At 40.6% G+C, this 15,586-nt stretch carries 15 protein-coding genes; 2 read left to right on the top strand and 13 right to left on the bottom strand.

Features of this window, described 5'->3' with window-relative positions; all coding sequences use genetic code 11:
• Nucleotides 1-531 precede the first annotated feature (531 nt).
• Nucleotides 532-2,448 carry an asparagine synthase (glutamine-hydrolyzing) gene (asnB, locus tag QZ488_RS01085; protein ID WP_293745779.1) on the top strand — a complete coding sequence of 639 codons (1,917 nt, stop codon included), beginning with the start codon at nt 532-534 and terminating at the stop codon, nt 2,446-2,448.
• A gap of 17 nt (nt 2,449-2,465) precedes the next feature.
• Here asnB and QZ488_RS01080 read toward each other — a convergent pair whose 3' ends face one another.
• From QZ488_RS01080 to QZ488_RS01070, 3 genes are all read right to left on the bottom strand, one after another.
• Nucleotides 2,466-3,293 (bottom strand): cache domain-containing protein, encoded by an 828-nt coding sequence (locus QZ488_RS01080; protein WP_293745778.1) that lies wholly within the window; start codon nt 3,291-3,293, stop codon nt 2,466-2,468.
• A 100-nt stretch (nt 3,294-3,393) separates the two neighbouring features.
• The gene (locus QZ488_RS01075; RefSeq protein ID WP_293745777.1) at nt 3,394-4,071 is read right to left on the bottom strand and encodes a hypothetical protein; all 678 of its coding nucleotides are present in this window, start codon (nt 4,069-4,071) and stop codon (nt 3,394-3,396) included.
• A 365-nt stretch (nt 4,072-4,436) separates the two neighbouring features.
• Nucleotides 4,437-4,868, bottom strand: a complete 432-nt coding sequence (locus QZ488_RS01070) for a thioesterase family protein (protein ID WP_293745776.1) — start codon at nt 4,866-4,868, stop codon at nt 4,437-4,439.
• Nucleotides 4,869-5,084: 216 nt separating this feature from the next.
• Between QZ488_RS01070 and QZ488_RS01065 the strand changes: the two genes are divergently transcribed.
• Complete coding sequence (locus QZ488_RS01065; protein WP_293745775.1) at nt 5,085-5,684, top strand: Yip1 family protein; 600 nt, start codon at nt 5,085-5,087, stop codon at nt 5,682-5,684.
• 90 nt (nt 5,685-5,774) lie between these two features.
• Here the strand turns inward: QZ488_RS01065 and purF are convergent, their stop codons facing one another.
• The 10 genes from purF to QZ488_RS01015 all read right to left on the bottom strand — a co-directional run bounded on the left by purF (nt 5,775) and on the right by QZ488_RS01015 (nt 15,515).
• A complete protein-coding gene (gene purF / locus QZ488_RS01060) occupies nt 5,775-7,292 on the bottom strand; it encodes an amidophosphoribosyltransferase (protein ID WP_293745774.1) in 1,518 nt (505 codons plus the stop codon).
• A 13-nt stretch (nt 7,293-7,305) separates the two neighbouring features.
• The gene (locus QZ488_RS01055; RefSeq protein WP_293745773.1) at nt 7,306-7,794 is read right to left on the bottom strand and encodes a CvpA family protein; all 489 of its coding nucleotides are present in this window, start codon (nt 7,792-7,794) and stop codon (nt 7,306-7,308) included.
• A gap of 149 nt (nt 7,795-7,943) precedes the next feature.
• Nucleotides 7,944-8,609: an SPOR domain-containing protein gene (locus tag QZ488_RS01050; protein WP_293745772.1), complete on the bottom strand. Its 666-nt coding sequence runs from the start codon at nt 8,607-8,609 to the stop codon at nt 7,944-7,946.
• Nucleotides 8,610-8,613: 4 nt separating this feature from the next.
• Nucleotides 8,614-9,903: a bifunctional tetrahydrofolate synthase/dihydrofolate synthase gene (folC, locus tag QZ488_RS01045; protein WP_293745771.1), complete on the bottom strand. Its 1,290-nt coding sequence runs from the start codon at nt 9,901-9,903 to the stop codon at nt 8,614-8,616.
• Between the two features lie 3 nt (nt 9,904-9,906).
• Nucleotides 9,907-10,755, bottom strand: coding sequence for an acetyl-CoA carboxylase, carboxyltransferase subunit beta (accD, locus tag QZ488_RS01040; protein WP_293745770.1), 849 nt, complete (start codon nt 10,753-10,755; stop codon nt 9,907-9,909).
• A 150-nt stretch (nt 10,756-10,905) separates the two neighbouring features.
• On the bottom strand, nt 10,906-11,694 hold the full coding sequence (gene truA / locus QZ488_RS01035; protein WP_293745769.1) for a tRNA pseudouridine(38-40) synthase TruA: 789 nt from the start codon (nt 11,692-11,694) through the stop codon (nt 10,906-10,908).
• Nucleotides 11,695-11,809: 115 nt separating this feature from the next.
• On the bottom strand, nt 11,810-13,156 hold the full coding sequence (locus QZ488_RS01030) for a sigma 54-interacting transcriptional regulator (protein ID WP_293745768.1): 1,347 nt from the start codon (nt 13,154-13,156) through the stop codon (nt 11,810-11,812).
• A complete protein-coding gene (locus tag QZ488_RS01025; protein ID WP_293745767.1) occupies nt 13,153-13,722 on the bottom strand; it encodes a hypothetical protein in 570 nt (189 codons plus the stop codon). The genes QZ488_RS01030 and QZ488_RS01025 overlap by 4 nt, the downstream gene beginning before the upstream one ends.
• Nucleotides 13,719-15,125: a HAMP domain-containing sensor histidine kinase gene (locus QZ488_RS01020; protein WP_293745766.1), complete on the bottom strand. Its 1,407-nt coding sequence runs from the start codon at nt 15,123-15,125 to the stop codon at nt 13,719-13,721. Before QZ488_RS01020 ends, QZ488_RS01025 begins: the two co-directional genes overlap by 4 nt.
• A gap of 114 nt (nt 15,126-15,239) precedes the next feature.
• Entirely contained in the window at nt 15,240-15,515 is a 276-nt protein-coding gene (locus tag QZ488_RS01015) for a hypothetical protein (RefSeq protein WP_293745765.1), read from the bottom strand.
• Nucleotides 15,516-15,586: the final 71 nt, after the last annotated feature.

Here is a 15,586-nt window from a genome sequence, read left to right as displayed (position 1 = left end):
ATAAACCGACTCGATCTGCTCCAGGCAAAACTTCAGAGGTGACATCACAGATCATTTTTAACTTTTTATCTACGGCCAATGTGGGATTAGTTAAAACAGATGTTAGTCTAATAAATGCTTCCATAAATCTCTTTAAGTTTTCTTCTAGAGTTAATAAAGATAAAAAATAAACGCTGTCATTTTTCTGTTCGATTGCCTGCCAATATTAAAAATGAAGTTACCTCTCGTATTCTGGCACAAATTTTCAGTTGTTAATAATAAACTAGCTCTATTTGGTAAATAATCAAAAAATAATTGTCAATTTCAAAGAGTTATTACATTCAAAAATTCCAAGTGGATCTATAATTTTTATAATTTCCATCCAAAAATGACTCCTCCTTGAGCGCTAATTCATTCACTAAAATAAACCAAGTTTATCGACTACTAGTAGGCGGGGCTATTGGTAAAAATATACCAATAGCCCTAGTGTTAACGCTGCTTGTTAATTGAACCAATCAATTCGTTTCAGGAAGAATAATAAGGAAGCATCACATGTGTGGAATATTTGCAGCAATGACGACAAATGGGCTCGCACCAGAGCGTTGCGCAGCGGCTCTTAAGGCGTTATACCATCGCGGACCAGATGGCTCGAATTGCTGGACATCTAACAATGGACGTTGGGTTCTGGGACACACTAGGTTATCAATCATTGGCTTAAATAATGGTGTTCAACCCATGACTAGCCCTGATGGCGCGATTCATTCAGTTGTTAATGGCGAGTTTTACGGTTACAAAGCAATACGTGAACAACTACAAAAAAATGGTTATCAATTTAACACCGATAGCGACAGTGAAATTGCCTTACATCTTTATCATCAGCGCGGTACTCAGGTCGCTACTGAATTGCGCGGTGAGTTTGCGGTAATCATTGCCGATGAACGAGAACAAATAATGATAGCCATCCGCGACCGTTTTGGCGTCAAACCTCTTTACTACGCGACGATAAACGGCAACGTGTATTTCGCCTCAGAAATCAAAGCTTTATTAGCCCTAGGCGTACCTGCAAGATGGGATCTCGAAGGAGCAACTGCAGGGCCCAGCAGATCCCATGAAATAACCGAGTTCGCTGGCATCTATTCAGTGCCACAAGGTAGTTATGCCATCGCTAAAGATGGCAATGTGCGCATCTATACCTATTGGGATTGGGAATTCCCCACCGCAGCAGAAATGAAAATGGATCAACGCAGCGAAGCAGAAGTAATTGAAGAGTTTCGCGAAGCGCTACAGGACTCTGTTAAACAAAGATTGGTTGCCGATGTCGAAGTGGCTTCCTACTTAAGTGGAGGGATTGATTCTTGTGCCGTGCTGGGGCTGGCTCAACAATGTATGGACAGGCCAATTCGCGCGTTTACCTTGACCTTTGACAATCCGTTATACGATGAAGCCGCTATTGCTGAGGCAACTGCCAAACATGTAGGTGCGTCTTATCACCCTATTCCTATTACCGGGCGAGACATTGCCGACTCATACTCAGATGCAATTTGGCACAGTGAAACACAGATGTTTAACGGCCATGGCGTGGCTAAATATATGCTAAGTCGCGAAGTGCAAAAAGCCGGGATAAAGGTTGTATTTACCGGTGAAGGTGCCGACGAGATGCTCGGAGGTTATCCCTTTTTTAGAATTGACGCACTGAATCACAACCCCACTTTAAGTCGTGACGAAAAAGTGGCATTTATGCAAGAAATGTTCGGCAGTAATCAAGCTACAAGCGCACTAACGATGCCAGAACAAATAACCGATGAAGAAATGCAGGCCATTCACCGCCGGCTCGGCTGGGCGCCCGCTAGTCTGAATGTAAGCATGGCAATGAAAAACGGAATTGCGCCATTTTGGTCTGACGAATTAACAGCGCAGTTACAACAACGTAATCCAATTGCGGCAGGTCTAGATCGTTTACCTCTCACTCAGCGTGTTGCAGGGCGCGATCATCTCAATCAGGCTTTGTACATTCATGCAAAAACCATGTTGCCTAATTTCATTCTAAATTATCTGGGTGACCGCATGGAAATGGCGCATTCTATCGAAGGGCGAGTCCCCTTTTTAGATCATCATGTTGCTGAAGTAGCTGCTAGAGTGCCAGTCAATATGAAAGTAAAAGGCATACGAGAAAAACACGTATTACGTGAAGCCGCTAAAGACGTGTTGTTACCCGAGGTTTACAACCGGCAAAAACACCCTTTCACCACCCCGCCTGCGCGTAACAAAAAGGACCCCATGTTAGGGTTTTATCACGATACATTCGCCTCACAAGCAGCAAAAGACCAACCCATCTACAACATGCAAAAAGCCCACGCAGCGCTGGATAATTTATTTGAATGTTCTGATGAACAACGTATGGCGACTGAAGCATCGCTGCAACGTATTGCTAGTGCAATCATCATGCAGGTTAAATTTGGTATGAGTTAATGACTAAGGCTTTGTACTTATTGGTCAGCTTTCGTTACATATGCCACAACATACCAGTTCATGCTTGGAATATAGCTCGCACCTAACAATTGACTCCCTTTTGCATTGACCTCAATAAACTGAGTTGAATGGGGCTGAAGTATGTTATTCACAATGTCTTTAGAAAACATGTCCTTCAGGTTTTTCGTACTCATTATTTCGGCATCTGCGTGTACTTGAATTTTGCCTAAACTGTCCACTAAATAAATCTCGCCATGTTCGGCAAATATTGATTCATTTAGCCTATCCAACACACCGTCAAACGATGTAGCGATCCCCGACAAACCATTACCATCAGGCTGTTGGTAGTTCACATAAACATCCACACGGTGTTTGTTTTTGTCATGGTAAACACTGACCAAATTTGAATCTCCACTTGCTAGGTAGGCAAAATACCAAGTATCAGTTTCAGGTTGTAATACCCTTAGAAAGCCTTCGTGGTTCCAATATTTATGAGTGTTTTTGTCGGCGAACGACGCACTGGTAAGTCCATATTCACTGACTAAAAATCCCAGTTTATCGACCAATATCGACTCTTGGTTATCTGCAAACCCAGACATTACCGAATTTTGGATATGAGTATCATTAGCGACTGTTTTAGCAATCAATTTCATACTGGCAATGCGGGCATCTATGTTTTGACCGAGATTAATAAGTGAAAGAGTAAACCGCTGTTCAAGCAACCTTTCATCAGCGGTTTTTGCCTGTGACCAAACATAACTAACTAATATCAACAGACAAACAATAACCAGTAAACCCGACAGCATAAGTTTGTTTGAATGTTTCGCTAAAAACGCTGTAGACATGAATAACCTATTCTCTAATTTAAGTTTCAGAATGTTCGAGAAATTGTTAAGAACATTCTCGTTAAAGGGATCAATAATCTTTAATTCGACGTAAGCCTAATTAAGCTTTACGTCCCAGAAAAATAGTATGCCGACTGCCCTTTCCAGGACGCGCGCGCACAACCCGATCTTCGGCTTTGAAACCCGCCTTTTTTAAGCGCAGAGTAAACTGCTGATCAGGGCCTGCTGACCATATGGCCACCATGCCTTTGGGCCTCAGTGTTTTATATATATCTTCCAACCCCTGAGGTGAATAAATACTGCTGTTGTCTTTTTGAGTCAAGCCCTCTGGGCCGTTGTCTACATCCAATAAGATGGCATCAAAGGTGGGTTTTCTAATCGTTAATAGTTGTCTTACATCACCAATATGTACTTTAGTACGAGGGTCTTGCAGCGGGTTTTTAGCGCAATTACCTAACGGCCCTTTGTTCCACTCTACTACTTCAGGAATAAGTTCTGCCACTGTGATTTGAGAGTTTTCATTCACCGCTTTGAGCGCCGCTGCCAGCGTATAACCCATCCCCAAACCACCCACTAAAACCTGTGCATTGTTGGTAGATGTAAGATGCGCACAGCCTAGTTCTGCCAGCACTTTTTCTGAGTTATACAAACGGCTATTCATTAATTCACCGCGTATACCCGACAAACGAATAGAAAATTCATCGCCGCGCTGAGAAAACTTTAACTCGCCACCATTGTTGGGAATTTGTGCGCTGCCAAGTTGGGTCCATGGGATCATAATACGGCCTAATTACTCAATGAATTGTCAGAAATTGCTGTTAGGCGCGCAGATTAGCATAATTGCAGGGTTAACATTGCACAGCTATTTTTCACCAGTGGGCATCAGTAACTGAAGGCAGAAGAAATTCGTGGGATCCACATCATAAAAATAGCAGCCAAGACGCCCATTAATGTAATCAAGGTGCCGAAATTGATGGTTGGACGAGAAAGCGATTTTGCATCGGTAAGGCCCTTTACCCGTGCGTTTAAATCGAGTTGTGACATGACGCCCAACCAATACAGGCAGATTCATCAACAACTTCTAAACAATTGCTCACTGCAGCGAAAAAGGACTAGTTCGAATTAAAAAAAAAACAAGAGGTATTATGTGGATACAACGGCCGAAAGCATGGCCTCACGCAGATTACCTTTTATAGCTGTGGGTTTATGCGAATCTCGATCGACAAAAACATGGGTTAAACATCCCACTGCCGACGCAACTTCCTCGTTTTCTTTAAAAATCCCCACTGCATAATCCACAGAACTATTGCCAATCCTATCAACACGAAATGCCCCAACCAACTTTTGGGGGTAAGACACAGAGCTAATATAATTGCAGCTAGACTTTACAATAAAGCCAATTTGTTTACTTTTTTGTGGTACAAAACCAGCTTGCTCAATTAAGAACTGATTAATGATAGTGTCGAAATATGAATAATAATTAACGTTATTCACATGACCAAACATGTCGTTATCCATCCACCTTGTGGTTATGGGAAAATAAAAAACAAAATCACTCTTTGATTGCCCTTCCATCACTCATCACGCCTAATTTTTAACAACTTCATCGATAAATAATATTTAACCATATATTCAGTATGAGAGGTTAACCTTTGATGAAGATCAATTAGCTTTGTTAGTCACTAATAAAAAGGTTGACGCTTGAGGCCTACTCACAGACAATAATTGTTAACGGCATGTTTATTTTTAATTAACAAAACGTATTTTTAACCGAAAAAGAGACCTAATTGTATGATTTTAAATCACCTATGGGGTTTATATACACACCCAAAAGAAGAATGGCATTCAATTGATGAACGTCATGAGAGTTATGTTTATAGCTTGAGTCATATCGCTATCATTTCCTTAATACCTGTATTGATGAGTTATTATTCGGCTGCTCATCTTGGTTGGAGTATAGGTGTTGGTGACATTATTAAGTTAACGCCTAATAGCGCCATGTTAATGAGTATTGGTATGTATTTTGGTTTAATGACAGGTGTAATTGCCTTAGCCATATTAATTCATGAGTTAGCCAAAGCATTCGATTCAACACCTACTTACACTCAATCACTCGAACTTGCAGCTTATACCGCTACACCTTTGTTTATGGTTGGCTTTGCCGCTTTTTATCCAGTACTTTGGTTTGTGATGCTAATTGGTTTAGTTGGCTTAACCTATTCAGTTTATTTGCTCTACGCTGGCACACCAATTTTAATGCATATTCCGGAAGGAAAAGGTTTTATCTATGCAAGTTCAGTTGTTACTTGTGGACTGGTATTACTCGCTATATTGATGGCTGCGTCCGTAATGTTGTGGAGTATGGGCATGGGTCCAGTTTACGTCGGTTAACACTATTGCAGGATATACAAAAAAGCCACGTGTTGAATAAACCGTGGCTTTTTTATTGCGTACATAATTACTTATACTGAAGATTATGACCTAATCTTGACTCATATTATGCATTTCTAAATTGCTTAATTCAGCCTGTATACCTTCGTTTTTTGATTCTTCATTACGCATATTGTCGATGCGCTGCAAATACGCATTGTCGATATCACCAGTAATGTAATTACCGTCAAACACTGAGGTTTCAAAACGTTTAATCTCAGGATTCAGCTCACGTACTGCATCAACTAAATCACTGATATCTTGGAAAATCAAACCATCTGCACGAATTAAATCACTGATTTGTTCAATCTCTCGACCGTATGCAATGAGCTCATTGGCCGATGGCATATCGATGCCATATACATTAGGAAAACGAATTTCAGGGGCAGCAGAGGCAAAATAAACCTTCTTCGCACCAGACTCCCGCGCCATCTCAATAATTTGTTCTGAGGTTGTACCTCTGACAATTGAGTCATCGACTAAAAGCACACTTTTATCTTTAAATTCTGAAGGAATAGCATTCAGTTTACGACGTACTGATTTACGACGCATGGTTTGCCCAGGCATAATAAACGTACGGCCAATATAACGGTTTTTAACAAACCCTTGGCGATAAGGTTTATCTAATTCAATGGCAATCTGTAAAGCAACATCAGTAGAGGTTTCTGGAATTGGAATAACCACATCAATATCTAGGTCAGCCCATTCCTTCGCAATTTTTTGACCGAGTTTACGACCCATATTGACCCTAGAGGCATAAACAGAAATACCATCGATAAATGAATCTGGGCGAGCAAAATAAACGAATTCAAAAATACACGGCGCATTGACCGGATTTTTTGCACATTGCTGGGTATGTAACTCACCTTCTTCGGTGACATAAATAGCTTCGCCAGGCGCAACATCACGAATAAAAGTAAAACCAACGGCATCTAGTGCCACACTTTCAGAGGCCACCATATACTCATTACCAAACTCAGTTTTGCGTTTACCTAAGGCTAACGGGCGAATGCCAAATGGGTCTCTAAATGCCAACATTCCGTTGCCAATTATGGCAGCGACAACTGCGTACGCACCTCTGATTTTTGAATGTACAGTGGCAACCGCTTTAAACACCTCATCAGGTGTTAAATGTAAACCTTCACAACTTTGTAGTTCATGGGCGATGATATTTAACAACAATTCAGAATCTGAAGAGGTGTTGATGTGTCTTCTGGCAATCTTCGACACTTCATCTTTTAGCTCGTGCGCATTGGTTAGGTTACCGTTGTGAGCAAAAGCAATACCATAAGGAGAGTTGACATAAAAAGGTTGAGCTTCTGCCGAGCTTGAACTTCCAGCTGTGGGGTAGCGAGCATGACCAATACCAAACTGTCCGGTCAGTCTTTTCATATGACGTGTATGAAATACGTCTCTCACCAAACCATTGTCTTTCCTGAGGTGAAATACTCCCTCATCAACTGTGACTATTCCAGCAGCATCTTGCCCTCTATGCTGTAGCACGGTTAAGGCATCATACAAAGCTTGATTGACTGGGCTTTTACCCACGATTCCGACAATACCACACATGCGATTTACCTTTTTAAGCTGGCTTTATAAAACTTGAGTTGTTTTGTAAATATTCAAAAAACCACTCAATGATTAAACTGAATTCTGGAATAAGTAATGAGGTTTGCCACCAATCTGAAGAAGACATTGGGGTAAAAGTATCTAAGAAGAATAACAACGCACTGACAATTAATAGGCCACGTAAAGCCCCAAAAACCAGACCCAGTGCGCGATCGGTACCTGTTAGACCAGTAAACTGGACTAGCTGAGAAATCAAATAATTAATTAACCCACCAATTATTAGGGTAGACACAAATAAAATTGCAATAGCGACGCCATTACGGATCATTAAATCGTCGAGTTTAGTTAAGTAAACGGCAAGGTCGGCATAAAATTGGCTAGCAATAAAAAACGCACTAAACCAAATTGCCAAGGAGATAGCTTCTTTTACAAAGCCTCTAATTAAGCTGATAACGGCGGAAAATAAAATCACAGCCAATATGGCGTAGTCAATCCAATTCATAAGATTCGTTTTAAGCGCCCAAGTGACATGATGTTAAGCTAACTTTGCCTTTGCCAACATCACTGAATTAAAATCGCGCGCATTCTACCAAAAGCGCTAGCGAAAATCCTGATAATTTTCAAACAAACCAGAACCTTTAAAACTATAAATTATTGAACAGTGAAAGGCGTCACCCTGCCCTGTAACTTTGTTAATTCTTTAAGATGAGAAAGTGCGTTTTCCAAATTAGCTTTTTGTAAATCAGGGCCAACAAACACTTTGGTTAAGTTACCCGAGTTGGTTTTTACTGGGCGGCTAAAAGCACGGTAACCAGCTTTTTCTAATTGATTTAACAGCTCTTGAACATTTTTCTGATGGCGAAAACTACCTAATTGCACTACCCAACCTGCGCTTGCTAATAACCGGTCGACATCTTGCTCGACCACAGTTTGTCGCTCTAAACTGCTAACCTGTGGCTTTTCTGCTTCTGAACTTTGTGCCACTGCAACAGATTGGTCCTCTTGATACTCATCAGGTACTTGCACATCTTCAGTTCGACTTTCAGCTTTTGTTTCTACAGGTAATTTGGCAGCAACATTGTCATCTACTGCCTGTTCAGAAATTATTTCGACTTTACGTGTCGCTGCTTCTTTTACTTTACCCGTGTCAAATGCAGTGGGTGATTTAACAACTTTCATAGAAGGCTTTTGTGGCAATTCAACAAACAAATTTCGCTTTGCTTCTTGTTTTCCATCTAATAAATCAGGTAAAAAAATCACAACTATAGCAACAACTATGGCGGTGCCTACCAAGCGGTTTTGTAATGCAGATGACACTCTTCTATACCTTTTCGTGAGGGGTTAACGGCCCCATTTCTAAAATCTTTGTGACAGTAAAAAAAGAACCAAAAACGATGACTAAATCATCTTCTTCAGCTTTTTCTAATGCACTTTTATAGGCGACTTCAACTGAATCATAGTCTAACACTTTTTGCCCAAAGCTTAATACAGCAGAAACCAAGGTACTTGACGGCGCACCTCTAGGGACGTCTAAACTCCCGCAAAACCAATGTGATACAACACTCGACATTGGGGCAAGTGTTGCTTCTATGTCTTTGTCTGCCAACATTGCCACAACCGCTATAACATTTTTATATTGGGTATTATTCAGATCAAAGGCCAACAGCTTTGTGGCATGTGGGTTATGTGCGACATCCAACATAACAGTAGGTTTAGTTTGAATAACTTGACGTCTTCCGGGCAAACTTGTTTGGCTAAATACCTGGGTCATTTGTTGATGGTCTAACTGCAACCCTAACATTTCGATGACTTGCAATGCAGTTGAGGCGTTTTGAGCTGGAATACTGGGAACAGGTAAATTGTCATAACGTCCAACAACGCCTTTCCAATGAAAGCCTTTTTCATCTATTTGAAATTCAAAGTCACTACCTTGCCATACAGGTTTAACTTTATAATCCAAAGCCGCTGTCACTAGTGTGCTTGGTGGATTTGGCTCACCAATGACCGCTGGAATATTAGCTCTAAAAATTCCAGCCTTTTCAACCGCAATAAGTTCTTTGGTATCACCAAGCCAATCTTGATGGTCTAAATCAATACTGGTAATCACGGCTATATTGGGATCAACAATATTGACCGAATCCAAACGCCCACCTAAACCCACTTCTAACAACAAGTATTTTGCATCTGAATCTGCCATAAGCTGCAATGCCGCTAAGGTACCAAATTCAAAGTAGGTTAATAACGTATCACCTCGTGCCTGATCCACTTTTAAAAAAGCAAGACAGTGAGCTTTTTCAGACAACATATCACCCGCTACTCTAACTCGCTCGCGATAATCTAAAAGGTGTGGCGAGCTAAATACTGCTACAGAATGTTTTGCAATCAATAGAGCTTGTTCGATTAAGGCGCAAGTGGTGCCTTTACCATTAGTTCCGGCAACTGTGATGACAGTTCGTTGACTTAAATCAAGTTGCATACGAAGAAAAACCTCAGCAATACGCTGCAATCCAAGTTCAATATTACTTGGGTGGATCTGCTCGAGATAAATTAACCATTGGTCAAGTGACCAAGCCTCTTTGTCAGAGGCTTGGTGTGAAGATAGGTAAGACATTAATTAGTGATGTTGATGGTGCAGTTTTGACAATAGACTATACAATTTGTCGCGCATTTCACGGCGATCAACAATAATATCGATGGCGCCTTTTTCAAGTAAAAATTCGCTGCGTTGAAATCCTTCAGGTAAGGTTTCACGTACAGTTTGTTCAATAACTCGAGGGCCTGCAAAACCAATCAATGCTTTAGGCTCAGCGACATTTACATCACCTAACATAGCTAAACTTGCAGATACTCCACCCATAGTAGGGTCAGTCAAAACAGAAATGTAAGGCAAACCTTTTTCGCTCAATTTTGCTAACGCAGCACTGGTTTTAGCCATCTGCATAAGTGACAAAAGCGCCTCTTGCATACGCGCCCCACCACTAGTGGAAAAACAGATAAGTGGCATGTTGTGTTCTAAACAAGCTTCAACCGCTTTAACAAACCTAGCGCCCACAACCGACGCCATTGACCCACCCATAAAGGCAAATTCAAAGGCAGCGACAACAACAGGCATGCCGTTTAGTTTGCCTTGCATAACCACTAACGCATCTTTTTCGTTGGTGGCTTTTTGTGCGCTAATCAATCTATCTTTATATTTTTTAGAATCTTTAAACTTGAGTAAATCTTGAGGCTCTAAATCAGCGCCCAACTCGACTCTGTCGCCTTGGTCCAAAAAGTGATTAACCCGCGCACGCGCGGTAATGCGCATGTGATGATCACATTTAGGGCAAACCCCCAGCTGCTTTTCTAATTCTGTTTTATATAGTACTGCCGCACAGTCTCCGCATTTGGTCCAAATTCCTTCTGGCACATTACCTTTTGTAGATGACTTAGTGCGCGGTAGTATTTTTTCTATCCAACTCATATCAAATCCTGTTCTGCAAATTGTTAAACTTAACAAATTGACAATATTCAACGGCTTAAATTAATGCCCGTTTTGGCCTTGTAGGCCGAAAGAAAGACTATTAAATCACATCAAGCATACATCACGAAAAGAAAACTGGTCTTAGAAGTATCAATCAGGTAAAAATAATGGCCCTAATGGTGTAGTAGGTAAATTAAAACGCTCGGGGTACGTTACATGTACCAAGTATAACCCATTGGGCTTAGCAGTTGCAGCGGCTTTAGTGCGGTCTTTATCTTGGAGTAGAGTCTTCATCCAAGATGGAGGCTTTTCCTTACTACCCACCTTCACTAAAGACCCTGTTATATTGCGCACCATATGATGTAGAAATGCATTCGCCTTTACATCAATCATAATGTAGTCACCAAATCGACTCACATTAATACGACTCAAATTCCGTATCGGCGTGTTAGCCTGACAATTCACTGCTCTAAACGCACTAAAGTCATGTCGTCCAACTATATATTGAGCAGCTTGATGCATTAACTCATGATCCAAATCACCACTGTGAATATGGGTGACACCTTTGGGTAAAATACTGTTACGTAAGCGGTGATTGTAAATAATATATCGATACCGTCTTGCAGTGGCAGAGAAACGAGCATGAAACTCGTCATCCATATGTTTTACCCATTTAATTGCAACCGAATCAGGTAAGAATCGATTCAAACCAATAGTCCATGCACGATCGGGGCGCTGGCTATTGGTATCAAAATGTACCACTTGGCAAGTAGCATGCACCCCAGCGTCGGTACGTCCAGCACAGGTCACTTTGATAGGTTCATTAGCGATCTTAGCTAATGCCTCTTCAACATGCTGTTGCACGCTAGCTACTGTTTGTTGACGCTGCCAACCATGGTAGAGCGCACCGTTATATTCAATGCCTAGAGCTAATCGCATTCGTCTACTTTTGCCATTCAAAAAATTCGCGGTATTGTAAGGAACTTAGATGTAAATAACAGTGGTTTTTAGTTAAACCTTGTTAATGTTTCAATTTGAGTTTGTCGCAAATCACTTAGTTTGGCTTAAAGTCTACCGAATGCAGGTCGTGTTTCTTCATAAGTTTGTGCATATCAGTACGATTTCTGCCCGCTAATTCGGCCGCCCTTGTCACGTTGCCGTCTGTCATTTTAAGCAACTTCAGTAAATACTTTTGCTCGAAGGCATCTCTTGCCTCAGTTAAGGTTGGCCATTTTTGTTCAGAAGCAGAAAGCGCTTGTTCAACTAAATGAGAGGCGATAACAGGTGTTTGTGTTAAAGCAACACATTGCTCAACTACATTAACAAGTTGTCTGACGTTACCGGGCCACAAACACGTAGTTAATAATTGCATTGCATCATCTGAAAATCGACTGACCTTAACCTGATGACGCGCGGCGCTATTTTTTAACAAATGCCGAGCTAGCAAGGGGATATCTTCTGAACGCTCTCGTAATGAGGGTAACGTAATATTCACCACATTTAATCGATAGTATAAATCTTCTCTGAAGTTGCCTACTTCCATTTCCTTACTGAGGTTTTTATGAGTCGCAGAAATAATCCTCACATCGATAGGGATCTGTTTACTACTGCCCACAGGACGGATTACTTGCTCTTGAAGTGCCCTGAGTAACTTGACCTGCAGTGATAGTGGCATATCGCCAATCTCATCCAAAAACAAAGTGCCCCCATCAGCTTCTCTAAACAAGCCCTGATGTTCGTTGACTGCTCCAGTAAAAGACCCTTTAGCATGACCAAAAAGTTCTGACTCGAGCAAGTTTTCGGGCAACGCTCCACAATTAATTGCGACAAATGCCTTATCTGCTCTTTTACTGACTTTATGAATGGCACTGGCTAAAAGTTCTTTACCGGTGCCACTGGCACCACTTATTAATACACTGACATCGCGTTTCGCGACCCGATACGCTTGATCAAGTAGTTGTTCCATTTGCATCGAACGAGTAATGATTTTTTCGCACCATTGTCCCTTTTGTGCACCTTGACTTTGACTCACCGCTTTTTTCATTAAACTGCGCAATTCGTCATGATCTATAGGTTTAGTCAAAAATCCAAAGACCCCTCTTTGCGTCGCTTCTACAGCATCTTGAATAGTTCCATGGGCGGTCATCAAAATAACAGGTACATCTTTTCTAAGCCCCATGATCTCTTCAAAAAGACTTAAACCGTCTAATCCAGGCATACGTAAATCGCTTAATACCACATCGAAATTTTGCGAATTGATCAGCTTTAACGCCTCTCTACCGCCACCTGCACTTTGCACATTGTATCCTTCTCCCTTTAACCTAATGGCCATTAGGCGCAATAAGCTTTCGTCATCATCCACCAACAACACATTGGGATCTGATATATTCAACTGACTCATTCTTTATCCTCTTCGATACTTTCCATGATAGATGCTTCAATATTAAGCAACTGGTCAATTTGATTTTGTTGTTTGTTTAACAATAGTTGTTGTTCTTCAATTTTGAATGATTGATGAGTATTAATTTTGCTTAAGGTGACTAGTGCAGACTCCATCTCCAACAAATCTTGGCTAGTATTATAGATTGCTACCAACATAAAACTACGCATTCGTAGGCTAAACTTCGGTAATAGTGACTGCACCCAGCTTTGTGCTCGCAAACGTGCTTGATATGGCGTACTTTTGCCTTGGCTTAGAAATACTTTTTTTAATACATCTGCATCTTTTTCAGATAAAACATCTATTTGTTTTTTGCGTTCTGGCCATGACATATCTTCAATTTCAGCCCAATACTGCAACCAATATTCAATTTTACAATTATTCTCTTTTGATGACTTTACCCATATACATATTGGTTGATTATTTAGCTCTTCTACAGGTATTTTCGATGAATTTATCGACGGCAACAGTTCACAACTAGTAAAGAAAAATATGACGCAACTGACGACTAATAATTTAAAGTTCATATACTCGCTTCTTTATTTGGGATACAGACACGAACACACACGTCTGCATAATCCACTTCAACAAATTCTGCTTTACCAAACATCATTCTGGCGCAATCGGCCACTATGGATAAACCCAGCCCTGAGCCTGTTACTCTATCATTTCGCACTCCTTCACCACGACTAAAAGGTTGAAACAGGATATTGCGTTGCTCCACAGCTATTTTTTGACCACGATTGGCGAAATCTAACACTTGCATATCACCTTGTTGATAGAGACTAATATTGATGGGCCTACCTTTGCTGCCATGAGCGATTGCATTTGATACCAAATTATCCAAGATTCTTCTAAACAACTTTTGGTCAGCGAAAATAGTGGCTAAGTCTATTTTCATTTCTATTTGGTTATCATGTTGTTTAATCGCCAAACTATTTTCGGTAATAAACGTTTCAAAGAAACTATCAGTGTTTATCTTCGAAAATACAGGTTTAGCTTGCTGCAGCAATAAATTGTAATCAAGTAACTGTTCGATCAGTAAATTTAGCCTGTCTGTACTGCTATTTAATAGTGACAGCACCTCTTCTTGATCTACATTCAAGGGTCCTACAACTTGCTCAGTTAATAATGAGCATCCTTCCTTAATACTTGCCAAAGGGGTTTTTAGCTCATGAGATGCATGACGCAATAAAGCATGGCGCAAATTTTCTAGTTGAATTAGTCGGCCCGCTAATCGATGTAATTTCTGCTCTAATACGATTAGCTCCTTTGGGCCAGAAGTGGAAATAACTGGTAGTGTATCTTCCTGCCTAGAAATAGCGGTAATGACCCGTTCAAGTCTGGAGACTGGCTTTAAAATGGCCTTCGAACCAAGAACAATTAATAAAAAGGAAACACCTAACAAACAGGCGGTTAGCCAAAATTGCGTTTGCTGTACTGAGCTCACATAAACTTGTTGGTCTTGGATCCGCTGGTCAAGACTGCTGTCAACTTGTGCGGCTAAGTCATTTAGGTTTTGCTTAAACTCTGCTAGTTGCGCGTCCAACAATAATGGGTCATCAGTGCCTGAGTATTGATTGATCCAATCAATACGCCCGCTTAATCGAATGCAGTTGTCTTTTTCCAACAACTGTTCACAAATAAGAAATTGGAATTCGGTAAATCGTTGGGTTGATCTTCCAATCAAAGATTTCAGTGCATCCTTTTTTACAATATTATATTGTCGAACTAGTCGCTCTATATCAATCGACAAACCTTCCATTTTGCTCACTTGCCTAACGGTATTAACTGAGTATTCAGCTTCGTTAGAGGCAATTTGAGCAATTTCGCTTAATTTTATTTGGCTGTAGCCGACCAGCAAAGCTAAGGGCACAAGAACAACGACAAAACTAACCAGTGTTAATTGCCGTAATGAGCCTAGTTGCATAGCTGCTCCCATTAGTGTTTTCAATTTATCTTGGCGCCAGCATAACAACTAACCTGAATTCAGGTTAAATAAAGATCGAACAAGTCGATCTTTATTTATTATATTTTCAAACTCTTATCTGGGCTTACTACTATCTTTATCTTTTTTCGGTAGCACTTTTGTTTCTTTCAGTTCAATTGAGCTGATCTTTCCGTTGCCATCAGTATCGATTTTACCAAATGCCGCCAAAATAGCAGGGTTTGAAACAGCTTCCTTAATGGTGATTTGTCCGTCTTTATCCAAATCTAACTGCTCAATTAATTCAACTTCTGCTCTAACAGAAATTGACATAAAGAATTGAACTGATGCCACAACAAACACAAACGGAGTAATATAATTAACCTTTTTCATATCATTATCATCCTTAGCTTAATAAGCTGAACTCGGGTTATGTAAGATCTGAAATCAAGATTAAGGATCAT

This window comes from uncultured Paraglaciecola sp. (genome assembly GCF_913020055.1).
Classification (GTDB): domain Bacteria; phylum Pseudomonadota; class Gammaproteobacteria; order Enterobacterales; family Alteromonadaceae; genus Paraglaciecola.
This window is presented reverse-complemented; position numbering and strand designations above follow the sequence as displayed.